Origin of the sequence: Lentzea sp. NPDC003310, from assembly GCF_040610935.1 — a bacterium.
Taxonomy (GTDB): Bacteria; Actinomycetota; Actinomycetes; order Mycobacteriales; family Pseudonocardiaceae; genus Lentzea.
Genome location: NZ_JBEXNC010000001.1, coordinates 233,009 through 255,916, shown reverse-complemented (window position 1 = coordinate 255,916; position 22,908 = coordinate 233,009). Strand labels below are relative to the sequence as shown.

General features: G+C 71.4%; 21 protein-coding genes. 12 read left to right on the top strand and 9 right to left on the bottom strand.

Features of this window, described 5'->3' with window-relative positions; translation table 11 throughout:
• Position 1 precedes the first annotated feature (1 nt).
• Together ABZX02_RS01210 and ABZX02_RS01205 are read left to right on the top strand one after the other, a co-directional pair.
• The gene (locus ABZX02_RS01210) at positions 2–1,381 is read left to right on the top strand and encodes an aldehyde dehydrogenase family protein (RefSeq protein ID WP_355294077.1); all 1,380 of its coding nucleotides are present in this window, start codon (positions 2–4) and stop codon (positions 1,379–1,381) included.
• Positions 1,378–2,547 carry an MFS transporter gene (locus tag ABZX02_RS01205; RefSeq protein WP_355294076.1) on the top strand — a complete coding sequence of 390 codons (1,170 nt, stop codon included), beginning with the start codon at positions 1,378–1,380 and terminating at the stop codon, positions 2,545–2,547. Before ABZX02_RS01210 ends, ABZX02_RS01205 begins: the two co-directional genes overlap by 4 nt.
• Here the strand turns inward: ABZX02_RS01205 and ABZX02_RS01200 are convergent.
• Entirely contained in the window at positions 2,528–2,971 is a 444-nt protein-coding gene (locus ABZX02_RS01200; RefSeq protein WP_355294075.1) for a YdeI/OmpD-associated family protein, read from the bottom strand. The two genes, ABZX02_RS01205 and ABZX02_RS01200, sit on opposite strands and share 20 nt — an antisense overlap.
• A 116-nt stretch (positions 2,972–3,087) precedes the next feature.
• On the opposite strand from ABZX02_RS01200, the gene ABZX02_RS01195 reads away from it, so the two are divergent.
• On the top strand, positions 3,088–4,071 hold the full coding sequence (locus ABZX02_RS01195; RefSeq protein ID WP_355294074.1) for a BtrH N-terminal domain-containing protein: 984 nt from the start codon (positions 3,088–3,090) through the stop codon (positions 4,069–4,071).
• On the opposite strand, the gene ABZX02_RS01190 is transcribed toward ABZX02_RS01195, so the two are convergent.
• Genes ABZX02_RS01190 through ABZX02_RS01180 form a run of 3 tightly spaced genes read right to left on the bottom strand, consistent with a single transcriptional unit; the run spans position 4,060 to position 5,984 of the window.
• Complete coding sequence (locus ABZX02_RS01190; protein ID WP_355294073.1) at positions 4,060–4,527, bottom strand: hypothetical protein; 468 nt, start codon at positions 4,525–4,527, stop codon at positions 4,060–4,062. The two genes, ABZX02_RS01195 and ABZX02_RS01190, sit on opposite strands and share 12 nt — an antisense overlap.
• The gene (locus tag ABZX02_RS01185) at positions 4,524–5,042 is read right to left on the bottom strand and encodes an RNA polymerase sigma factor (RefSeq protein WP_355294072.1); all 519 of its coding nucleotides are present in this window, start codon (positions 5,040–5,042) and stop codon (positions 4,524–4,526) included. Before ABZX02_RS01185 ends, ABZX02_RS01190 begins: the two co-directional genes overlap by 4 nt.
• Positions 5,043–5,102: 60 nt before the next feature.
• Positions 5,103–5,984, bottom strand: a complete 882-nt coding sequence (locus tag ABZX02_RS01180) for an NmrA family NAD(P)-binding protein (protein ID WP_355294071.1) — start codon at positions 5,982–5,984, stop codon at positions 5,103–5,105.
• A 97-nt stretch (positions 5,985–6,081) separates the two neighbouring features.
• Between ABZX02_RS01180 and ABZX02_RS01175 the strand changes: the two genes are divergently transcribed.
• Entirely contained in the window at positions 6,082–6,645 is a 564-nt protein-coding gene (locus ABZX02_RS01175) for a TetR/AcrR family transcriptional regulator (RefSeq protein ID WP_355294070.1), read from the top strand.
• 39 nt (positions 6,646–6,684) lie between these two features.
• Here ABZX02_RS01175 and ABZX02_RS01170 read toward each other — a convergent pair whose 3' ends face one another.
• Positions 6,685–7,632, bottom strand: coding sequence for a glycoside hydrolase family 6 protein (locus ABZX02_RS01170; RefSeq protein WP_355294069.1), 948 nt, complete (start codon positions 7,630–7,632; stop codon positions 6,685–6,687).
• A gap of 98 nt (positions 7,633–7,730) precedes the next feature.
• Positions 7,731–9,950, bottom strand: a complete 2,220-nt coding sequence (locus ABZX02_RS01165) for a glycoside hydrolase family 9 protein (RefSeq protein ID WP_355294068.1) — start codon at positions 9,948–9,950, stop codon at positions 7,731–7,733.
• Positions 9,951–10,252: 302 nt separating this feature from the next.
• Between ABZX02_RS01165 and ABZX02_RS01160 the strand changes: the two genes are divergently transcribed.
• The 5 genes from ABZX02_RS01160 to ABZX02_RS01140 all read left to right on the top strand — a co-directional run bounded on the left by ABZX02_RS01160 (position 10,253) and on the right by ABZX02_RS01140 (position 15,780).
• Positions 10,253–11,536, top strand: a complete 1,284-nt coding sequence (locus ABZX02_RS01160; RefSeq protein WP_355294067.1) for an extracellular solute-binding protein — start codon at positions 10,253–10,255, stop codon at positions 11,534–11,536.
• A gap of 70 nt (positions 11,537–11,606) precedes the next feature.
• Positions 11,607–12,581, top strand: a complete 975-nt coding sequence (locus ABZX02_RS01155) for a sugar ABC transporter permease (protein WP_355294066.1) — start codon at positions 11,607–11,609, stop codon at positions 12,579–12,581.
• Positions 12,581–13,402: a carbohydrate ABC transporter permease gene (locus tag ABZX02_RS01150; protein WP_355294065.1), complete on the top strand. Its 822-nt coding sequence runs from the start codon at positions 12,581–12,583 to the stop codon at positions 13,400–13,402. The genes ABZX02_RS01155 and ABZX02_RS01150 overlap by 1 nt, the downstream gene beginning before the upstream one ends.
• Positions 13,399–14,721: a GH1 family beta-glucosidase gene (locus ABZX02_RS01145; protein ID WP_355294064.1), complete on the top strand. Its 1,323-nt coding sequence runs from the start codon at positions 13,399–13,401 to the stop codon at positions 14,719–14,721. The genes ABZX02_RS01150 and ABZX02_RS01145 overlap by 4 nt, the downstream gene beginning before the upstream one ends.
• A 57-nt stretch (positions 14,722–14,778) precedes the next feature.
• Positions 14,779–15,780 (top strand): LacI family DNA-binding transcriptional regulator, encoded by a 1,002-nt coding sequence (locus ABZX02_RS01140; RefSeq protein WP_355294063.1) that lies wholly within the window; start codon positions 14,779–14,781, stop codon positions 15,778–15,780.
• A gap of 291 nt (positions 15,781–16,071) precedes the next feature.
• On the opposite strand, the gene ABZX02_RS01135 is transcribed toward ABZX02_RS01140, so the two are convergent.
• On the bottom strand, positions 16,072–17,172 hold the full coding sequence (locus ABZX02_RS01135) for a hypothetical protein (RefSeq protein ID WP_355294062.1): 1,101 nt from the start codon (positions 17,170–17,172) through the stop codon (positions 16,072–16,074).
• A 271-nt stretch (positions 17,173–17,443) separates the two neighbouring features.
• On the opposite strand from ABZX02_RS01135, the gene ABZX02_RS01130 reads away from it, so the two are divergent.
• Entirely contained in the window at positions 17,444–18,556 is a 1,113-nt protein-coding gene (locus tag ABZX02_RS01130) for a DUF3068 domain-containing protein (RefSeq protein ID WP_355294061.1), read from the top strand.
• Here ABZX02_RS01130 and ABZX02_RS01125 read toward each other — a convergent pair.
• Complete coding sequence (locus tag ABZX02_RS01125) at positions 18,541–19,665, bottom strand: hypothetical protein (RefSeq protein ID WP_355294060.1); 1,125 nt, start codon at positions 19,663–19,665, stop codon at positions 18,541–18,543. The two genes, ABZX02_RS01130 and ABZX02_RS01125, sit on opposite strands and share 16 nt — an antisense overlap.
• A gap of 249 nt (positions 19,666–19,914) precedes the next feature.
• On the opposite strand from ABZX02_RS01125, the gene ABZX02_RS01120 reads away from it, so the two are divergent.
• On the top strand, positions 19,915–20,871 hold the full coding sequence (locus ABZX02_RS01120) for a DUF3068 domain-containing protein (RefSeq protein ID WP_355294059.1): 957 nt from the start codon (positions 19,915–19,917) through the stop codon (positions 20,869–20,871).
• On the opposite strand, the gene ABZX02_RS01115 is transcribed toward ABZX02_RS01120, so the two are convergent.
• A complete protein-coding gene (locus tag ABZX02_RS01115; protein ID WP_355294058.1) occupies positions 20,855–21,565 on the bottom strand; it encodes a class I SAM-dependent methyltransferase in 711 nt (236 codons plus the stop codon). The two genes, ABZX02_RS01120 and ABZX02_RS01115, sit on opposite strands and share 17 nt — an antisense overlap.
• A gap of 153 nt (positions 21,566–21,718) precedes the next feature.
• On the opposite strand from ABZX02_RS01115, the gene ABZX02_RS01110 reads away from it, so the two are divergent.
• Complete coding sequence (locus ABZX02_RS01110; RefSeq protein ID WP_355294057.1) at positions 21,719–22,903, top strand: glycosyltransferase family 4 protein; 1,185 nt, start codon at positions 21,719–21,721, stop codon at positions 22,901–22,903.
• The last annotated feature ends 5 nt before the right edge of the window (positions 22,904–22,908 follow it).

Genomic DNA, 22,908 nt, shown 5'->3' with positions numbered 1-22,908 from the left:
CATGACCACGATCACCACCGTCGATCCGGCCACCGGCACCCCGCTGGCCGAGTACCGCGCCTGCACACCGTCCGAAGTGGACGCCGCGATCGCCGGGACCCGCGCGGCCGCGGACACGTGGGCCGCCACGCCGTTGCCGCGCCGTCTCGCGCACCTGCGGGTCCTCGCGGGAGAACTGCGCGCCTCCCGCGACGCGCTGGCCGCGCTGATCACCGCCGAGATGGGCAAGCCGACCGCCGAGGCCCTGGGCGAGGTGGAGAAGTCCGCGCTCACCGCCGAGTACTACGCGGCCAACGCGGAACGGATCCTCGCCGACGAGCCCGTCGACGTCGGTCCCGGCGCCCAGGCCCGGATCCGCTACGAACCGCTCGGCGTGGTCTTCGCCGTGATGCCGTGGAACTTCCCGCTGTGGCAGGTGATGCGCTTCGCCGTTCCCACTCTCGCCGCCGGGAACACCGTGCTGCTCAAGCACTCCCCCAACGTCACCGGCAGCGCGCTCGCGATCCGCGACCTCGTGGCCCGCGCGGGTTTCCCGCCCGGCGCGCTGACCGCGCTCGTCGTGGCCGAGGACGACGTGCCGGCCGTCAGCGCCCGCGTCATCGCCGACGACCGGATCGCCGCCGTCACGCTCACCGGCAGCAACCGCGCGGGTGCGGCCGTCGGCGCCGCGGCGGGGCGCGCGGTCAAGAAGGCCGTGCTCGAGCTCGGCGGCTCCGACCCGTTCATCGTGCTCGACGACGCCGACCTCGACGCCGCCGCGTCCGCCGCCGTGCGCGCCCGCTTCACCAACGCCGGGCAGAGCTGCGTGTGCGCCAAGCGGTTCCTGCTGCACGACGCCATCGCCGAGGAGTTCACCGCCCGGTTCGTCGAGGGCGTCCGCGCGCTGACCGTCGGCGACCCGGCCCGCAGCGACCTAGGACCGCTCGCCCGCGCCGACCTGCGCGACCAGCTGCACGCGCAGGTCGAGAAGTCGGTCGGCCAGGGCGCGGTGCTGCTGGCGGGCGGCGCGCCCGTCGACGGCCCCGGCTACTTCTACGAGCCCACGGTCCTCGCCGGCACCGGTCCGGGCGTCGTCGCGTTCGACGAGGAGACCTTCGGCCCGGTCGCCGCGCTGGCCACCGCCCCGGACGACGACGCGCTCGCGGGCCTCGCGAACGCGAGCGACTACGGTCTGGCCGTGAGCATCTGGACCGCCGACACCGCCCGCGCGGAGCGGCTGGCCGGGAAGATCACCACGGGCGCCGTGTTCGTCAACGCCGTCGTCGCCTCGGACCCGCGGCTTCCGTTCGGCGGCACCAAACGCAGCGGCCACGGGCGGGAGCTGGCCGCCGCGGGCATCCGCGAGTTCACGACCGTGCGCACCTACTGGACCGCGGTGTGACCGGAGGGCGCCGGCTGATCGGCCTGCTGCTGGTCCACTCGGTGCTGGCGCAGGTGATCACATTCGTGGTGCGGCCCGCCGTCACCTACCGGGCCATCGAGCTGGACGTGCCCGGCGGCTGGCTCGGCGCGCTGGCCGCGTCGTTCGCCGTCGTCCCACTGCTGCTCGCCGTCCCGTCCGGCCAGGCGACCGACCGGTTCGGCGAGCGGCGGGTGATGGTCGCGGGCGGCCTGCTGATGACCGCGTCCGCGGTGGTGCTGCTGCTCGCCGGCTCAGCACCCGCCGGACTCGTCGCCGGGACCGTCGTCCTCGGCACCGGGCACCTGCTCTGCGTCGTCGGCCAGCAGGCCGCCGTCGCGAACGCCGCGCCCGCCGACCGGTTCGACACGGCGTTCGGTCACTACACCTTCGCCGCCTCGCTCGGGCAGGCCGCCGGCCCGGGGCTGATCATCCTGGCGGGTGGCGGGCAGGCGGTGCCCATGACCGGTGCCCTGTTCGCCGGCTCGATCGTCCTGGGTCTGCTGCTCACGCTCAGCGCCGTGCTGCTGCGCACCCCGGCCAAGCAGTCCGGCGTGGCCGAGCAGGAGACCGGCGGTCTGCGCACGCTGGTGCGGCTGCCCGGTCTGCCCCAGGCGCTGCTGGTCAGCTGCGTCGTGCTGGCCGCGGTCGACATCACCCTGGTGTACCTGCCCGCGCTCGGTGCCGACCGGGGCCTCACCGCGGGTTTCGTCGGTCTCCTGCTGACGCTGCGCGCGGTCGCGTCCATGACGTCGCGGTTCTTCCTGGGCAGACTGGTCGCGTGGCTGGGCCGGCACCGCCTGATGCTCGGCACGACACTGCTGTCCGCGGTGTCGATGGCGGCGCTCGCGCTCCCGCTGCCGCCCGCGGCGATGATCTGCCTGGTCCTCGCGCTCGGTCTCGGTCTCGGTGTGGGTCAGCCGATCACCATGGCGTGGCTCGCGCACTCGACCCCGCCGGGTCTGCGGGGCCGCGCGATGTCGTTGCGCCTCACCGGCAACCGGCTGGGTCAGGTCGTGCTGCCGAGCGCGGTCGGCGCCATCGCCGTGAGCACCGGAGCGGCCGGGGTCCTCTGCGCCACAGCGGCCGCGCTCGCCGCCGTGGCGCCGCTCGCGCGCCGCCGGAGGGTCAGGACAGCTCCGCGATGATCTTCTCGATCCGCCGGGCGCGGGTCTCGGGCTGCTTCGCCGCCGCCACCGCCTCGGCGCGCTGCCGCTGGTTGCTGTACGACAGCGCCCGGAACGCGGCGAGCACACCCGGATGCCGGTCGAACGCCGCCGCGAGGTCGTCGGGCAGCTCGACGGTGCGTTCGGCCAGATCCGGCTCCAGGGTGACCTCGACCGTGTCGTTCGCGCTCACGCCCGCCGCCTCCCGGTTCGCCGCGCTCAACGGCAGCATGAAGTCGCCGTCGTACACCGCCACCGTGCTGCGGTAGGTGTGGCCGCCGATCGTCACCGACACCCTGGGCTTCTTCCCCTGCCCGAGCGCCTCGACGACGTCCGCCGGCACGCGGATCCCGGTCGCCGTCTTGCCGTTGAGCTCGATGCGCGTGGTGAACGTGTGGCGCGCCAAGGTCCCACCTCCGGGAGGTCGACTGTCCACCTCGGATGGTAGGACCGTTGACCCTCACACGGTGAGAGGGTCGATGCTGGCGTCCGTCCACGACGGCCCGCACCCCTGGAAGTCACGTGATCCTCGAGAACGTCTCGTACCCCGGCGGCGTCCACTGCGAGACCACGGCGCTCGGCGCCCTGCTGCGCCACGACGGCGTCGAGCTGTCCGAGCCGGTGCTGTTCGGTCTCGGCGAGGGACTGGGGTTCGTCTACTGGGACGCGAAGTACCTGGACGTCCCGTTCCTCGGCGGACGGGTCAAGCCGGCGCAGCTCACCAGGACCGCCGCGGCCCGGCTCGGCGTGGACCTGCGGGTCCAGGAGACCACGTCACCGCGCAAGGCCTGGCGGAACGTCGCCGACGCTCTCGACGCGGGCCGCCCGGTCGGCCTGCAGCTGGACTGCTACCACCTCGACCACTTCACGACGAAGGTCCACTTCGGCGGCCACTTCGTCGCGGTGCGCGGCTACGACCACGACCACGCGCACCTGGTCGACACCGCCCAGCAGGGCGGTCACGTGCGGACCACCCTCGCGAGTCTCGCCCGCGCCCGCGGTGAGCGCGGGCCGATGACCGCCCGCAACCTCTCCTTCACGATCGCGGTGCCGCCCGCGCTGCCCGACCTCGGCGACGCCGTCCGGCAGGCGGTCGCGCGCACCGCGCACGCGTTCCTCACCCCGCCCATCGCGAACCTCGGCCACCGCGGCATCGACAAGGCCGCCCGGCAGGTGCCGCGGTGGCTCGACCGCGCCGCCGACCCGGCCCGCGACCTGCCGCAGGCCGCCGCGCTGATGGAACGCGGCGGCACCGGCGGCGCGCTGTTCCGCGTCCTCTTCCGCGACTTCCTCGGCGAGGCCGCGGCGATCACGGACGACGACCACCTCCACGAGGGGCACCTCCTCTACGCGGAGATCGCCCCGCTGTGGACCGAGGTCGCCGACCTGATCACGGCCGCGGGCCGCACCGGCGACCGGGCACACCTGGCACGGGCGTCCGCGGTCCTGTCCGACCTCGCGGACCGCGAACGCCGTGCCATGCGGGTCCTGGCGTCAGCCGGGTGAGCCCGCCCGGCCGCTCAGCCGGTCGCGGTGCAGCAGGAGCGCCGCCCGTTCCCGGACGGCGACCCGCAGCCGCCACACGGCGACGCCTCCGAGCAGCAGCACCACCATCACGAGCCCGAGATCGACGCGGTGCCGCACGGCGGAGATCACCACCGCGCCCAGGGTGAACACCGCCCAGGCCGCGACCCCGAGCCACCCGGCGACCACCCGGTCGCGGGCGAAGAGCGGGGCCCGGCGCGTCACCGCCCACGTCCCGAACGCCGCCCACCCCAGGCCGATCGCCACGAGCACGCCGAACGCGACGTGGGTGCGCGCCGGCAGCGCGGGTTCGGTCGCCCACAGCAGTGCGATGACGCCGCTGCCGACCAGCCCCGCCAGCGCCACGGACACGTATCCGACCCGCCGCCGCAGCGACAACGGCCGCTCGAGCCTCTTCACGACCTCTTCCGGCGTCATGCCTCGTACTCCTTCCGCGCCAGTTCGTCCCGCAGCAGCCGGCGGGCCCGGTTGAGCCGCGACTTCACCGTGCCCACCGGCACCTCGCAGATCTGCGCGCACGCCTCCAGCGAGAGGTCCTCCAGGTAGAACAGCAGCAGCACCTCGCGTTCCCGGACCGGCAACGCGCCCAGGGCACCGGCGAGCACCTCCCGGTCGGCGACCGCGTCGGTGTCGTCCGGGCCGCTCTGCTCCTCCGGCGGAACCGGCTCGGGCTGGGCGTAGGCGTCGCGCAGGCGGTTCGCCACGGCGCGGCGGGCGATCGCGAACAACCACGGCGCGAACCGGTCGGGCTGCCGCAGCGCCGGCAACCCCTTGAACACCGCCAGCCACACCTCCTGGACCACGTCGTCGTCCGGACCGGCGAGCATCCGCCGCACGTAGCGGTCGACCGCCCCGTGCCAGCGGTGCACCAGCTCGGGGAACGCGTCGCGCTCGCCCAGCCGGCACCGCACGATCAGCAGCTCGTCACTCATCTGCCCTCCTTCGCCTGTTCAGTCGGCGAAGGCCCGCGAAAGGTTCACGCCCCGACGGTGTCAGACCCGCTGCTGCCCGGCCCACTCGGCGAAGGAGGTGAGCCGCAGCCCCAGGGCCTCGGCGAACTCGGGACGGCCGACCATGCCGGTCTCGTTCATCCGGTCGTGTCCCGCGCCCATCTCGGGCATTCCGGCGGCACGGGCCTGCTCCAGCGTGAGGTCCGGCGCGGTCAGGTCGACGCCCCAGGCGCGGGAGAGCACGTCCGCGATCTCCGCCATGGAGAGGTGCTCGCTCGTGAGCTCCAGCTCCACGCGGTCGAACCGCTCCGGCTCCGCGACGGCGGCGGCGACCGCGGCACCGATGTCCCGCACCGCCACCAGGGACAGCCGGGTGTCCGGCTTCAGCATGCTCACCAGTCCGCCGTCGAGGCCGCGCGGGAAGAGGAACGCCGACGACGGCAGGAAGTTGTCCATGAAGAAGCCCGGCTTGAGCAACGTCCACCGCGCGAAACCGGTCTGCCGCAGGCGGTCCTGGATCGCGGCCTTGGTGTTCAAAGAGTCGGCCCTCATCGGGTAGACGTCGTCCTCCACCCGTTCCCCCGCACCGTCCACTGTGGTCTGGACGAACTGCGGCACCTCCTGCTCCGCTGCGACCTCCATCAGGGTGGTGGCCTGGGCGAGCTCGCCGGCGAAGTCGAAGCCGGCCCCGGTGAACTCGGCCATCTGCACCGAGAACACCGCACGGACCCCCTTCGCGGCCCGGAGCAGCGACTCGCGGTCGCGCAGGTCGCCGACGGCGAGCTCGACCCCGAGCTCCCGGGCCCGGTGGGACTGCGGGTCGCGCACGAGCGCGCGCACCGGCACCCCCGCCGCGACCAGGGCGCGGACCGCCGCGCCGCCCTGCTTGCCGGTGGCTCCTGTCACCAGCACTGGTGCGGACATGGTTCTCCTCAACTGCGGAAACGTAAACGGCGGGGTCCGCCGTTTATCGTGGCGCTACGATATGGCGGACCCCGCCACTTAGCAAGCACGAGGTGTCATGACCGAGCAGAAGCGCGCCGACGCGCGGCGCAACCGCGAGCTGATCCTCGCCGTGGCCGAGCAGGAGGTCGCGGCGCACGGCGCCGGTGCGTCGCTCGAGCAGATCGCGCGCGTCGCCGGGGTGGGCTCGGCGACCGTGCGCCGGCACTTCCCCACCCGGCACGCGCTGCTCGCCGCCGTGTCCGCGCACCGGGTGGAGGCCCTGTGCGCACGGGCCCGCGAACTGACGGACGTCGGCGACAGCAGGGAGTCGCTGCTCGCGTGGCTCGACGACGTCGTGGCGTACTGCGTCGTCGCGAAGGGGCTGGGCACCGCGCTCGCGTACGAGGGCGACCCTGTGCACGGGAACTCGTGCGCGACGGTGATCTCCGACGCGGCACGGCCGTTGCTGCGCCGCGCGATCGACGACGGGGTGGTGGCACCGGACGTCACGGTCGTCGAACTGGTGACGTTGATCGTCGGGATCGTGATGGTGACCGAGGGCCACCAGGACCCGGCCGCTGCGGCGGAACGGCTGTTCGCGCTGGCGGTGGCCGGGATCAGCCCGCGAGGCGAGAGCTGACCAGAGGCGGGGCACCGCGGCACCCCGCCTCCCCGCAGATCAGGTGCCGTTGATCAACCGGACGGCCAGGTCGGGGTTGAACGTGCCGGCGGGCGTGCCCGGCGCGATGCCGCACGGACCGTCCGAGACGCCGGGGGTCTTCACCCACAGCAGCATCTCCGCGCCGCCGCCCGTGCGGGCGGTGACGCCGAGCTTCGCCCCGGCCGGGTTGCACCAGCCGTTCGGATCGGAGTTGCGCCCGTTGGCGTTGCGGCTGGTGTCGACCACGAACGGCCGCGCGGTGCCGAGGAAGCCGTTGACCGCGTTGGCGTAGGTGATCGACTGACTGGTCGTGTAGTAGTTCGACACGTTGACGGAGAACCCGCGGATGTTCGCGACGCCGGCCTCGTTCAGCCGGTAGGCCATCGTGGACGGCGTGCCCCAGCCGGCGTTGCCCGCGTCGAGGTAGGCGTAGGTGTTGGGGGCCTTGGCTTTCAGCTGCTCGGTGGCGTACCTGAGCAACCCGGCCATCTCGTCGCGCTGCACCTGGGTCAGGCAGCCGTACGCGGCGAGCGCGTCGGGTTCGACGATCACGACGGCCGGTTTGGTGCCGATCCCGGCCGCGAAGCTCGCGATCCAGGTCCGGTAGGCACCGGCGCTGCCGGCACCGCCGCCGGAATGGCCGCCGCACGCGTCCCTGTTGGGGATGTTGTAGGCGACGAGGACGGGGAGTTTGTCCTGGCCGTCGGCGGCACCGGTGTGGCTGGCCACGGTCGAGGCGATGTTCGCGTCGTTGCCGAACCAGCGCGCGATCGGCTGGGAGCTGATCGAACCCTGGATCTGCGCGCGCCGGGAGTCGTTCGGGTTGTTCTGCACCCAGACCGCGGGCGCCGAACTCGGGTTGACGTAGAAGCCGCTGGTCAGACTGATCGGACTGGCTGCTGTGGCAGGGGGCGACAGCAGCACGACCGCGCAGACCGCGACCGTCGGGCAGGCAATCCACCGCACTGTGGATCTCCTCTCGGAAGGGGACCGTTCTCGTTCCTCTCACCCGCCACCCCCGCCCTGCGCGGGCGGGGGTGGCGGGAGTTCTCCGGGGAGGGCGCTCAGCGGGTGTCGGCGAAGGCCGCGACCCAGGCGAGCGCGGAGTTCCAGTTGATCGCGACCTCGTTGGTGGACCAGGACCCGATCTCGTCGATGTAGCACTTCGCGGGCGCGCAGCCGGGCAGGTTCTGCTGCGCCACCGGGTCCTGCAGACCCGAGTTGGGACCGCCGGCGAGGGACCCCGCGGGCGGGTTCGGCAGCGCGGGATTGAGCGAGTGCGCCCAGTGCCGGTGGTGCTGGTTGCGGCTGGCGCGCTCGCCGTAGCCGCTGACGAACGACTGGTTGAGGCCGTTGCGGCCGAGCAGGTAGTCCATCGACTCCAGCACCCCGTCGCTGTACTTGGGGTTCAGCGTGGTGTCGTAGGCCATCGCCATGATCATCGACGCGGTGAGCGTGGCGCTGGTCGACCCCCACGCGTACAGGCCGTCGGCGGGCTTGGACGGGTTCGGGTAGCCCTGCGACCTCAGGTCGCGCAGGTGGGTGTCGGCGACGTCGATCAGCCGCGCGCGGGCGGTGATCACGCGGTCGAGCGGGAACCTCAACGGCAGCCGCATGATCGTGAGGTCCGCGAGCCCGCCGGTGTCCTTCCAGGAGAACCCGGCGGCGGTGAGCTTCGTGGTGATCTTGCCCAGGTACTCGCGCTTGCCGGTCGTCGCGTACAGCTCGGCGGCGGCCCAGGAGAACTCGTCGGTGACGTTGGTGTCGTCGTAGGCGCCACCGCCGACGCTGTCCTCGTCCGGGGCGTACTTCGCCGGGGTGGCGAGGGCGGCCCGCCACGCCGTCTCGGCGGCGGCCAGACAGCGGTCGGCGAACGCGCGGTCCCAGATGCGGAAGACGCGGGCGCACCGGGCACCGGCGGCGGCGAGGTTCAGCGTCGCGGCCGTGGACGGGGCGTGCAGGTACCGGGGCTGCGGGTCGTCGTGCGGCAGCATCGGGTGGCCGGTCCAAGCCAGGTCGTGGATCTTGTGGTGCGCCATGCCCGCGAACGGCTTGCCGGCCGGGACCTGCATCTTCAGCAGGAACTCGACCTCCCAGCGCGCCTCGTCCAGCACGTCCGGGCGCTGGTTGGCCTGCTCCGGGATGGACAGCAGGCCGTCCCGGAAGCCCTCGACGTCGAACGTGTGCAGCGACCGCTCGTAGGTGTCCATCAGCTGCCACGCGGCCAAAGCGCCGTTCACGACGTACTTGCCGTGGTCACCGGCGTCGTACCAGCCGCCGGTCACGTCGAGCGAGTAGTCGCACTCGCCGGGCAGGCACGACACCGAGACGTCGCCCTGGTTCGGCGCGACACCCACGTGGCCCGCCGGTCGCGCGTACGCCTCCCCCACGTACCTCGCCTCGACCGGGATGCCGCTGCGGTTGTGGTAGAAGTACGCCAGCGAGTCCCGTCGCAGCTGGTCGTAGGGGTTGTCGGTGATGTCGAACGGGTAGCTGCTGTCGGCTCCGACGGTCAGGCTGTAACCGCTTCCAGCCTTCCGGTACGCCGAGAAGTCGGCGATGTGCACGTCGTCGCGCGTCATCGCATCGCGGCCCTTGACCTGCGTCTTCCCGACCTGCACGACGGTGCCGGCGGCGTCGCGCAGCTGCCAGTCGAGCGGCGTGGTGGAACTGCTGACGATCGAAGCGCGCTTGGCACCCTTGGTCGGGTACGCGTACTGGTTGGTGCGCACCGGTGAGCCGTGGTCCCAGCCGCCGCCGGGCGGGACGACGCCTCCCTTCAGCGACACGTCGTCGAGGCACAGCGTGTACGGCTCGGCCGAGACCGCGCCGGCCTGGACCGCGACCTGGCCGCCGGTGCGGGTGGCCACAGTGGACGTTCCGGTGAACTCGAACGTCCTGGGAGTGCTCGTGAGCGCGGCCGGGCGGTTCAGCACCGTGGTGTTCGGGGCGACGCCGAGCGCGACCGCGGCCCTGACCGTGACGTCCTTGGTGGCCGTGGCGGTGAAGCGCAGCGTGTAGGGCTGCCCCGCCTCCAGCGGGATGTCGTTCTGGCCGATCATCGCCGACCACGGGTTCGCGGTACCACCGGGGATCTGCGCGCAGAGCCTACCACCGACCACTGTGGACGGAGCGATCCCGCTGCTCCACCACGGGGTCTTGACGGTGTCGAACGTGCCGTTGAGCACCCGCTCGTAGGCCTCGGCCGCGTGGGCGGACGGGACGAGCGTCGCGATCAGGACGAGCGGGAGGCCGACTGCCGTCAGCCTGGTCTTCACGGACATACCGGGGCCTCTTCGGGTCGAAGGTCGTCCGGCACGACCGCAGCGTCGGAGCGAATGGTCACCCACCCGGCCCGCGCTGTCAACGACCGGCGCGTCATCGAAATGTGACCGGGGCTCCCTCTTCCCCTCCGGATGAACTCGTGGTTACAGTCCTGTAAGCGCTCACAGTTTCCCCCGATCTATTGAGCGCGCACCGGCCGAAGCCGCAGCGTCGCAGCAGGTGAACGGTGTTCCAGGGGTCTGCCGGGCGGCCAAATCGAGTGTTAGCGCTTGCAGACCATCCACCAACTGGAGGTTCTTCGATGGGTGTTCGACCGAGGCGCGCTCTGCTCGCCACAGCTCTGCTCGGCTCGCTGGCGGCCGTGTCCGCCTGCGGCGGTGGCGCCGGCTCCGCGGCGTCGGGGGACGTCACGCTGATCGTCAAGACGTTCAGCCAGTTCGGCTACGACGAGCTCTACCGGGAGTACGAGGCGAGCCACCCCGGCGTCAAGATCAAGGAGGAGAACATCGGCAAGCTCGGCGACTACACGCCGAAGCTGCAGCAGTGGCTCGCCACCGGCAAGGGCGCGGGCGACGTCGTGGCCATAGAGGAGGGCATCCTCTCGCAGTTCATGGCGAAGCCCGACCAGTTCGTGAACCTGCTCGACCACGGCGCCAAGGACCTCTCGGCGAACTTCCTGCCGTGGAAGTGGCAGCAGGCGTCCACTTCGGACGGCGGCAAGGTGATCGGCCTCGGCACGGACGTCGGCGCGCAGGGCATGTGCTACCGCAGGGACCTCTTCGAGGCCGCAGGCCTGCCCACCGACCGCGACCAGGTCGGCGCGCTCTGGCCGACCTGGGAGAAGTACCTGGAGACCGGCAAGCTGTTCAAGTCCAAGAAGCCCGACGTCGGCTTCTACGACTCCACCGGCAGCGTCTACCTGAACATGCTGATGCAGTCGGGTGACCACACCTACTACGACGCCACGAACAAGCTCGTCATCGACTCGAACACGGCCGTGCGAGACACCTGGAACTCCTCCATCGACATGGTGGAAGCAGGGCTTTCCGCCAACATCGAGCAGTGGAGTCCACAGTGGAACGCGGGCTTCAAGAACGGCACGTTCGCCACGATCCCCTGCCCGTCCTGGATGCTCGGCACGATCGAGAAGCAGGCGGGCCCCGAGAACAAGGGCAAGTGGGACGTCACCCGCGTGCCCGGCAACGGCGCGGTGCGCGGCGGCTCGTTCCTCGCCGTCCCGGCCCAGAGCACGCACCAGAAAGAAGCTGCCGAGCTCGCCAAGTTCCTGACCAGCGCCAAGGGTCAGACCGCGGCGTTCAAGGCGAAGAACAACTTCCCGTCGTCGCCGCAGGCCATCGACGACCCGGTGGTGCGGGACTTCACGAACCCGTACTTCAACGACGCACCCGTCGGCAGGATCTTCGGCGACAGCGTGAAGGCGCTCGAGCCCGTCTACCTCGGCCCGGACAACAACGCCATCGGTGACCGCGTCGGCAACGCGCTGCTCGCCGTGGAGCAGGGCAAGCTCCGGCCCGACGAGGCCTGGAACAAGGCCGTCGACGACGCGAAGCGCCTGGCCAAGTAGCGACCTGGCGGCCGGGGCGCGCGGTGGACCCCGCCCCGGCCGCCATCCCCACACCCGAGGACACACGTTGGTGACTGATCTGCGGCCGAGGACGGCCACGAGCCCGACCAGCCCCGAGCCTCCCGCGACGACCACGCCGCCGGGCGGCCGGTGGCGCGACCGGATCTCCCGCGTCGAGGTGCGGTGGTCTCCCTACCTGTTCGTCGCGCCGTTCTTCGTGATCTTCGCGGTGTTCGGCCTGTTCCCGCTCGTCTACACGGCCTGGGTGTCGTTGCACGACTGGGACATCACCGGCGCCGGCGCGTTCGTCGGGTTCGACAACTACGTCACGCTGTTCGGCGACCCCGACTTCTGGAACGCGGTCCTCAACACCCTCGGCATGCTGGTGCTGGCGACCGTGCCGCAGCTGCTGGGCGCGCTCGTGCTCGCGAGCCTGCTCAACCAGAAGCTGCGCGGGGTGACGTTCCTGCGCATGGGTGTGCTGCTGCCGATCGTCACGTCCGTCGCCGCGGTCGGCATCGTGTTCAGCCAGATCTTCGACCGCGACGCGGGCATGGTGAACGGCCTGCTGGGCCTCGTGAACGTCGACGCGGTCGACTGGCGCGCCGACAGGTGGTCGTCCTGGACCGCGATCGCGACGATGGTCAACTGGCGGTGGACCGGCTACAACGCGTTGATCTACCTCGCCGCCATGCAGGCCGTGCCGAAGGACCTGTACGAGGCGGCCACCGTGGACGGCGCCGGCAAGGTCCGGCAGTTCTGGAGCATCACCGTCCCGAACATCCGGCCCGCCATCGTCTTCACCGTCATCATGTCCACCATCGCGGGCATGCAGCTCTTCACCGAGCCGCTGATCTTCGGCCAGGGCAGCTTCGCCATCTCCGGCGGCAGCCTGCGCCAGTTCCAGACGGTGTCGATGTACATGTTCGAGAAGGCGTTCCGGGACTTCGACTACGGCTACGGCTCCGCCGTCGCGTGGATGATCTTCCTGCTGATCACGCTGCTCGGCGTCGTCAACTTCCTGATCACGCGGAGGTCCCGCTGATGCGCAAGACGCACCCCCTGGTCTACCTCACGCTGATCGCGGGCATCGCGCTCTCCGCGTTCCCGCTGTACTGGCTCTTCGTCGTCGCCACCCGCGCCAACGACGTCGTCGGCGACTGGCCTCCCCCGCTCGCGCCCGGCCCGAACTTCGCCGAGAACGTCGGCAGGCTGTTCGCCGCCGAGGACGCGAACTTCCTGCTGGGCCTGGTGAACTCGCTGCTCACCTCGGCGGTGATCACCGTGTCCGTGGTGTTCTTCTCGTCGCTGGCCGGGTTCGCGTTCGCCAAGCTGAGGTTCCGCGGCCGCAACGGACTGCTGCTCGTCATCCTCGCCACCATGATGATCCCGGTGCAGATGGGCATCATCCCGCTCTACATGATCATGGTGGAGCTGGGCTGGCAGAACCGGATGGAAGCGATCGTCGTGCCCGCGCTGGTGTCCGCGTTCGGCGTGTTCCTGATGCGCCAGTACGCCGCGCAGGCCGTGCCGGACGAGCTGATCGAGGCCGCGCGCATCGACGGGTGCAGCACGTTCCGCACGTTCTGGACCGTGGTGCTGCCGGCCCTGCGGCCCGGGGCCGCCGTGCTCGGCCTGTTCACGTTCATGGGCGCGTGGAACGAGTTCCTCTGGCCGCTCGCCGTGCTGGAGGCGGACAACCCGACCGTCCAGTTCTCGCTCTCGCAGCTCTCCACCACCTACTACACCGACTACACGCTCATGTTCACCGGGGCGTTGATCGCCACCGTGCCGCTGCTGCTGGTGTTCCTCGCGTGCGGCCGCCAGATCATCGGCGGCATCATGGAAGGGGCGGTCAAGGCATGACCACGTTCGGACCCGGCTTCCTCTGGGGCGCGGCCACGTCGAGCTACCAGATCGAGGGCGCGGTGGCCGAGGACGGGCGCGGACCGTCCATCTGGGACACCTTCTGCGCCACCCCGGGCAAGGTCGACGGCGGCGACACCGGCGCGGTCGCCGCCGACCACTACCACCGCTACCCCGAGGACGTCGCGATCATGCGCGACCTCGGCCTCGGCGCCTACCGGTTCTCGGTCGCCTGGCCGCGCGTGCAGCCGGACGGGTCCGGGGCCGTCGAGCAGCGCGGTCTCGACTTCTACCGGCGGCTCGTGGACACCTTGCTGGACAACGGCATCCAGCCCTGGCCCACGCTGTACCACTGGGATCTCCCCCAGCCGCTGGAGGACGCGGGAGGCTGGCCCGAACGTGACACCGCGCTCCGGTTCGCCGACTACGCCGCGCTCGTGCACGAGGCACTGGGCGACCGCGTCACGCACTGGACCACCCTGAACGAGCCGTGGTGCTCGGCGTTCCTCGGCTACGCCACCGGACGGCACGCGCCTGGCCGGACGGACCCGGCCGCCTCGCTCCGCGCCGCCCACCACCTGCTGCTGGGGCACGGCCTCGCCGCGCGGGCGTTGTCCGGCGCGCGGGTCGGCATCACGCTCAACCTCACCCACGTCACCCCCGGCTCGCCCGCGCCGGCCGACCTCGACGCCGCGCGCCGGATCGACGGCCTGCAGAACCGGCTCTTCCTCGACCCGGTGCTGCTGGCCGAGTACCCGGCCGACGTGCTGCGCGACCTGGAACCCGTCACGGACTTCGGTTTCGTCGAGGAGGACGACCTCAAGACCATCGCGGCCCCGCTCGACTTCCTGGGCGTCAACTACTACTCCCCCATGCTCGTCGGCCACGGCACCGAGGCGCGGCCGTCCGCGTACGTCGGCTCCGAGCACGTCCGGCACCTCGACGGCGGCCGCGCCCGCACGTCCATCGGCTGGGAGATCGACTCCGGCGGCCTCCTCGACCTGCTGCTGCGCCTGGACCGCGACCACCCGGAGATCCCGTTGTACGTCACGGAGAACGGCGCCGCGTTCGACGACGAGGTGCACGACTCCGGCCGCGTCGCCTACCTCGACGGGCACGTCCGCGCGTGCGCCGAGGCCGTGGCGCGCGGGGTGGCGTTGCGGGGCTACTTCGCCTGGTCGCTGCTGGACAACTTCGAGTGGTCCTTCGGCTACGCCCAGCGGTTCGGCCTGGTCCACGTCGACTACGCCACCCAGCGCCGCACCCTCAAGGACAGCGCGCGGTGGTACGCGGCACTGATCCGGCGCGGCGGGCTGTGAGCGCTTACAGAGTTGCTACGCTCGACCCACGCCGACGCACACAGGGGGATCCCCAGCATGAACACCCGGCCTCCCACCCTGGAGGAAGTGGCCCAGCGCGCAGGCGTCTCGACCGGCACGGTCTCGCGCGTCGTCAACAACGCCCGCCACGTCAGCGAGAAGGCGCGGCTCGCGGTGCAGAGCGCCATCGCGGAACTGGGCTACGTCCCGAACACCGCGGCCCGCTCCCTCGCCTCGCAACGCCGCGGCGCGGTCGTGCTGGTGATCTCCAGTGACGACCCGGCGCTGTTCGCCAACCTCTTCTTCGCCGAGGCCATCACCGGCGTCAACGCGGTGCTCGAGGAGACCGACCTGCAGCTCATGCTCCTGCTCGCCGCCTCGGAACGCGGCCGCGAGAGGTTCGCGAAGGTGCTGCAGTCCCGCAGCGCCGACGGCGTGATGCTGCTGGCGCTCAAGGAGAACGACCCGCTGTCCAAGATGGCCGAGAGCAGCGGCCTGCCCGCCGTGCACGGCGGCCGCTCGCTCGACCGAGCACCCCAGTGGTACGTCGACGCCGACAACCGCGGCGGCGCCCGCACGGCCGTCGAACACCTGATCTCCACCGGCCGCACCAGGATCGCCACCATCACCGGCGAGCTCGACACGCACGCCGGCATGTCCCGCTACATGGGCTTCCGCGAGGCGGTCGTGCTAGCGGGCCTGAGCGACGAACGGGTGGTGCACGGCGACTTCGGTGAGGCCAGCGGCGCGGCCGGGATGAAGCGCCTGCTCGACGACCACCCGGACCTCGACGCCGTCTTCGTCGCCTCCGACGCGATGGCCGCCGGGGCGCTCGGCGTGCTGCGCGAGAACGGCAAGCGCGTCCCGCAGGACGTCGCCGTGGTCGGGTTCAACGACATCGTCACCGCGCAGCACACCCAGCCCGCGCTCACCACGATCCGGCAGCCCATCGAGGCGCTGGGCCGCGAGATGACCCGGATGCTGGTGCGGCTGCTCAAGGGCGAGCAGCCGACGTCGCTGATACTGCCGACCGAGCTGATCGTCCGCGACTCCGCCTGAGCCGCGACCCCGCGCTGCGGCCGCCCGGTCGAACGGGCGGCGGCAGGGCGGGGTTTCCGCGCCGAGTGCTGGGCGATCGTCGCCTGCGGCCACCCAGGGGCCGGGCAGCCGGAGGCCGGGGCTCACCGCACCGAGTGCTCCGCTCTCACCGCCCGCACCCAGCCTGCGCTCGCCGCGCCAAGTGCTGGGCGATCGCCACTCGCCCCCAGCTGGCGCTCGCCACACCGAGCGCAGGGCGATCACCACCTGCGGCCACCCGGAAGACCGGGCAGCCGCAGGCCGCGGCTCACCTCACCGGTACTCCGCGACCACCGCCCGCACCAGCAGCGGGCTGGTACCGGTCACGTCCGCGGAGCCCACCGCGAGCACCCGGTTCGTCCCCGGCACGGCGGCGACGGCGTTGTAGTACGCCGCGTGCGTTCCGGCCGGCACCGGCGCGGGCACCGTCGTCCACCCCGCCGGACCGTGCGAGCTGAAGCTGCCCAGCGGGTAGTTGGCCGCCACCCACGGCACACCGTCGGAGCCCACCGCGACAGCCGCGGCCGAGGTGGCGTTCGGGCCGGCGACGGTCTGCCAGGTGGTGCCGTCACCGCGCACGACCAGCGTGCCCGGCTCCGTGTCGCTGCCGCCGATCGCCCAGATGTCCTTCGAGGACAGGCCGTCCAGCTCCCGGAAGGCGAACCGCATCCCGTTGAGTCCTGTGTCGACGGTGCGCCAGGCGGTGCCGTTCCAGTGGAACAGCACGGGTCCCACGTAGCCGTTCCACCAGCCGTTGCCCGCGGCCCAGACGTCGTCGGGCGCGAAGGCCTTGACGGCGTTCACGGTGCAGAAGTTGGGGAAGCTGCCGCCGTTCACGCACTCATTTGGCGCCGGGCGCTCCACCCACGACGACCCGGTCCACTCGTGGAAGACCGGCGCCATGCTCCGGTAGCCGACGAGCCAGGCGCGTCCGTCCACAGCGGACAGGTCCTGGACCGACAGCGAAGGGTCGGTTCCCGGCGGGTACGGCACGTCGGTCCACGTGCTGCCGTCGTAGCGCCAGACCAGCTTGACGGTGCCCTCCGGACGCCGCTCCACCCCGGCGACCCACACGTCCTGAGCGGACGACGTCGCGACGTGTTCGAACGACACCTGTCCCGGCACGGTCGGGAGCGAGGTGCGGGACCACCTCTTCCCGTTCCAGCGCAGCATCAGCGGACCGCCGGCGCCCTGCTGGTCCGGGTGGTAGCCCTCGAGGCCCACCGCCCACGCGTGCCGCGCGTCGGCCGCGGCCACGTCGCGCAGGACGCTCGTGGCGGTGGTCGGCGAGATCGAGGCCAGGCGCCACGCGGGCGCCGCCGCGACCGCCGGGCTCGCGGTGCCGGCGAGGACGACGGCGGAGAAGACAGCCATCCATCTGCGAACTCTCATAAGTCCCCCAAGCTCTTGACCGGACTGGTGCGCCGCCGATCATGCCGGGCGCCCGGCGGCACACCGGGCGTCCGAAGCTTCTTGACCTGGTTGTGCGGTGATCGTGACGGAGCCGTCGCGGCGAGGTAATCCGAATGGGATTCAGGTATGCCCTTGTGATCTAGGTCACCGGTTCGGTAGAACTGAACGCACGGTTACCGGAAATCGCGCCTCACGGATCGACCCCCTGCCACCCGAATGCTTGTGAGGACCTGTGCGAACCGCAGTCGTCGTCGCCCTGCTCGGACTCGGTGCCGTCGCCGCCGCGACCGGCCTCGTGCTGCAGCTGCACGCCTATCCCCTGCTGGCGAAGCTGCAGCACGACATCGACACGATCTCCGTCTCGAAGGGAGAGGGGGTCACCGCCGTCGTCTACCCGCCCGGCGGGCTGCCCGAGGTCCGGCACAACCTCAGCCTCACCGCGACCACCCACGTCGAAGGCGATCTCGCCGCTCCCGAGATCGCGAAGGACGGCGACGTGACCGTGTGGAAGCGGGCCACGATCGTCAAGGAGGACGCGGACCAGCTGGTGCTGAGCGCCGAGGTCCGCAAGATCTGCCTCGACCGGCGCACCGGCGAGGCCGTCGCTCCCTGCCACGGCGAGTTCTACGAGACCGAGCAGGGCGAGCGGATCACCGCGCGCGGCGGGCAGCTGCTGCAACCGGGCCTCAACTTCGTGTTCCCGTTCGACACCGGGCAACAGGACTACCGCTGGCACGACACGGTTCTCAAACGCCCGGTCGACATCCACTTCGACGGCGAGCAGCTGCTGCAGGGACTCGACGTGTACCGGTTCGAGCACACCGTCCCGCCGACCGCGCTCGACCGGTTCGCGGTGCCGGGCTCGCTGGTCGGCAGCCCGGAGCAGTCGGTCGACGTCACCCAGTACTACGGCGTCACCCGCACGTTGCTCGTCGAGCCGAGGACCGGCGCGGTCCTCTCGGTCCGCGAGGACATCCGGCAGGAGCTGCGCACCGACGCGCAGGCCGAGGGCGCCGGGACCCCGGTGTTCGCCGGGGAGCTGCGGCTGACCAACTCCTCCGTCACCGCGAACGTCGACGAGGTGAAGAAGAACCTGCCGAGGCTGTTCCTGATCACCACGCTCCCGGTGGGCCTGCTGGTCGCGGGCGCCGCCCTGATCGCGATCGGTGTGGTGCTGCTGCTCGTGCACCGGCGCGGTCTCGTCGCCGGGGCGCTGGCGCTGGTGCTCGGCGCGTGCCTGGCGGGCACGATCACCTACGCCGTCACCAGCGGCAGCGACCCGGACGACGCGCTCGACCTCAAGAACGTCGTGTCGTCCTCCAACGTCGACTACGGGCTCCGATGACCCCCGCGCTCCTCGATGATCCCGGCGACGCGCAGGAGCTCGCCCTCCGCCGCGGGCACCGCGATCAGGGTCACCGGCAGGGGGTTCCCGTCGGCGTCCGACCCCGCGCGCACGGACACGGCAGGGTAGCCGCTGATCCGCCAGAGCGGGGAGAACGGCGAGGTGGCGCCGTTGCGCACGAGCACGGCGCCGGGCAGCGACATGGTCTCGGCCGGGCCGGTGTGCCCCGGCGTCACCAGCAGGTCGACGCCCGTGAACATGTGGTTGAGCATCACCCGCTCCGCCGCCCGCATCGACCGGCAGATGCCGCGGAAGGGCCGCGGCAGGTAGCGGTCGAGCAGCTCCAGCTCGCGGGGACCGGCGGCCAGGTGCGGCGCGAGGACCAGCCTGGCCTCGCTCGCCAGGTGCGGGTCGTGGTCCACCACCTCGTTGACGTGCAACGACAACAGCGCGGCCACGTCCTCGACGGCCCGGCGCATCGGCGCGCGGGTGCGCCTGGTGACGGCGAGACCGCGCAGCGACACCCCGATCCTGAGTGGACGGTTGGCCGGGTCGGCCGTCCAGCCGATGCCGCGCAGGACGTGCGCCACGTCGCCCACCGTCCGCGCCACGACACCGCGTCCGCCGGAGGTCTCGAAGCCCACGACCCCGGCACCGCCCGCCGGCACCTGCCCGGCACCGGGCGCGCGGCGGGCCAGCACCGCGGCCACCACACCGGTGGCGACCGCGACCGCCGTGCCCGACACCTTCGGGTCCAGTGCCGTGGCGGGGACGTCCAACACGGGGTTGCGGTGCGCCTCGGCGGCCGACGTCCGTCCGACCACGACGGCGCCCGCCGCCTCCAGCGCCTCGAAAGCCGACCGCGGCAGGGAGTCCTCGACGGCCAAAGGCAGTCCGAGCAGGCCGCCGCGTGCTCCGCCTGCCAACCGCCGATCGGCCTCTTCGGCCCTGCGCCGGGCGGCGGCCAAATCGACATCTGTGAAAACACCGCGCGACGACTTCAGGCGGAGCTCCGTGGTCGCAAGGAGTTCTGCTGCGGTCGTCGCACCGCGCGCGAGCAGCCGGGCCTGCTCAACTGCTCCCGGATAGCACACAGGGGTTTCTTCCACGTGTCTCTTCCTCCGGCATCGTCGCCGACGAGTAAGGAACTGGTTCGTTCAGCCGCTACCCGTTGGACAGCAGGGGTTCCGCCGAACGGCTGTGCGCAGCGGCGGCCGAGTAGCTTCTTTCTCCACGCGGACCGATCAAGATGACTTGAGTCACCCCGGTCGAAGGGTTGCGCAGAGGTTACTGTCCGGTAGTTTCCTCGCCACTGTGACGTCCCTCTCATACCCGTCACGCATCCAGAAGGAGGACGAGTGCGACGTGTTGCGAGCCTCGTGCTGGTAGGACTGGGCATCTTCTCGCTGGCGCTCGGAGCAGTCCTGCGCTTCTACGCGTACCCCGAGCTCGCCGTCGTGCCACTCGACCAGAAGACGGAATCCGTCGCCGAAGGTGCCGCGAAGGTGTTCTACCCCAAGGAACTCGTGGTCCGGGACGCCCGGCTCACGGCCACCCGCAAGGTCGAGAGCAACCTGGTCGCCGCGGAGGCCAAGGTCGGCGGCGACGTGATGGTCTGGGACCAGGGCCTGGTCGTGACCGACTCGGAGAACCAGCTCGTCTCGGCGATGAAGCACCGGGTGTGCCTCGACCGGCGGACGAACATGGCACTGCAGGAGTGCACCCAGCAGTACGTGACCGACGCCGAGGGCGATCCCACGGCGGCCGACAAGGCGGTGCACCAGGAGGGCCTGAACTACAAGTTCCCCTTCGACACGCAGCCGCAGGACTACGAGTACTTCGACACCACCCTGCGCAAGGCGACCACCGCGCGCTACGAGGGCACCGACGAGATCGGCGGGCTCGAGGTCTACAAGTTCGTCCAGAAGATCCCGTCGACCAAGTTCCGCGACCAGGACGTGCCCGGCACGCTGGTCGGCAGCACCGAGGCGTCGGTCAAGGCGGAACGCCGCTACCAGAACACCCGCACCATGTGGGTCGAACCGGTCAGCGGCATCATCGTGAAGGGCACCGAACAGCAGCGGCAGGCGTTGTTCGGACCGGACGGAAAAGAAGGAACGGTGCTGCTCGACGCCACCTTGACCTTCAACGAGAAAACCGTCAAAGAATCGGTCGACCGGGCCTCCGAGGCGCGCGGGAAACTGACTCTCATCAGCACGACCGGACCCATCGTCCTGCTTTCCGTCGGCCTGCTCCTGCTGGCCGCGGGAATTCTGCTGGGCGTGGTCGGGCGGCGAGCTAGGCACGTCGCCTGAGCACGATCACGAAGTTCCACGAGGCGATCTCCCGGACCCCCGGGACGCGGGTGATCCACTTCGCCCACCACGGGTGGTACCGGGGGAACGTCTCGACCACGTCGGCGACGGTCTGGCGGTGAGCCCACCGCCGGACCGCCCCGACGCTCACCGGGAACAGCGAGGTGCCGAACGCGTTCTTCGGCGGCTTGCCGTTGAGGCGTTCGTACCGACGGCGCGCGTAGTGCCCGCCGAGGAAGTGCCACGGCGCGGTCTCGTGCCCGCCCCAGGGTGACCACCACGGCGTGTAGGACATGAAGATCGTGCCTCCGGGCCTGGTCACGCGCACCATCTCGGCCAGCATCAGCCACGGGTCGTCGACGTGCTCGAGGACGTTGGAGGAGTAGCAGACGTCCACCGACGCGTCGCGGAACGGCAGCGCCGTCCCGCTCGCGCGGATCATTCCGGGATCGGGTTCGCCCCGCGCGGAGAGCTCGCCGACGTCCGGGTCGAGCCCGACGTAGCGGGCGCCGGCGCCGCGGAACGCCTGCGCGAAGTAGCCGGGTCCACCGCCGACGTCGAGGACCACGGCGCCGTCCAGGGAGGCGTACGAGGACACCTGCGAGACGGAGTCGTCCGCGAGGATCGAGTAGAAGTGGTCCGGGTCGGACTGCTCTTTCAGAAATGCGCGAAAAAGCCGAACGGAACGCTCCAAAGTTGGCTTCCGCAACTTTTCCCGGGCCGAAACTGAACCGATCTCGACCATTGCTATCTCCCGCATTCCGTTTACGATGGCTACCTGGCAGTAACCTAGCACCGGGAGAGGCAGATGTCGCGTGGTCCTGATTACCGGCCGAGCATTCTGCTGGTGAATTGGCGCGACACCAGACACCCCGAGGGCGGCGGTTCCGAGCGGTACGTCGAACGCATCGCCGAGGGCCTCGCCCAGCTCGGGTACCGGGTCTCGATCCAGTGCGCGGGCCACGACCGCGCGCCGTCCGGCGACTGGGTGGCGGGCGTGCGCTTCCGCCGGCGCGGCAACAAGTTCACCGTCTACCTCTTCGCCCTGCTGGCGATCCTGCGCTCCGACGCGGACGTCATCGTGGACGTGCAGAACGGCATGCCGTTCTTCAGCCGCCTGGTCGCGCGCTGCCCGGTCCTGGTGCTGGTGCACCACGTGCACCGCGAGCAGTGGCACAGCGCGCTCGGCCCGGTCTTCGGCCGGATCGGCTGGTGGATCGAGTCCTGGCTCGCGCCCCGGCTGTACCGGAAGTGCCGCTACGTCACCGTCTCCAACGTGACGCGGGACGAGCTGGGGCAGCTGGGCGTCGAGCTGCGGCGCACGGCCGTCGTCCCGAACGGGCTCGACGCACCCCCCGCGGTCACGACGCGCCGCACGCAGGCACCGGTGCTCGTCGCGGTGTCACGGCTGGTGCCGCACAAGCGCTTGGAGCACGCGATCGACCTGGTCGCCGAGCTCCGTCCGAAGTGGCCGGACCTGCGCCTCGAGCTCGTCGGCGAGGGCCCGTGGAAGGACGTGCTGCAGCAGCACGCGATCGACCGCGGCGTCCAGGACAGCGTCGTGCTGCACGGCTGGGTCGACGAGCAGACCAAGCACGAGATCCTCGCCGGTGCCTGGGTGCACCTGTGCCCGTCGGTCAAGGAGGGCTGGGGCATCGTGATCATGGAGGCCGCCGCGCACGGCGTGCCGACGATCGCGTACCGCTCGGCGGGCGGCGTGGCCGAGGCCATCGTGGATCACGAGACCGGCTTGCTGGCGGACGACTTCCGCGAGTTCGTGGCGCACGCGGACGCGCTGCTGCGGGACCGCGCGCTGCGCAGCACGATGGGCGCGGCGGGCAGGCTGCGTGCCCGGCAGTTCAGCTGGGAGGAGAGCCTCGGGGCGTTCGAGAGCGTCCTGAACGGCGCCCTGCGCGGCAGCGGTGTGGTGCGGCGCGGGGCGGTCCGCGCACGGCGGGACGTCCCGTGGCAGCACGAACTCCCCGGCGCCGTGCCGGGTCAGACCGCCGGTGCGGGACCTCGCGTCCGCTGAACCCC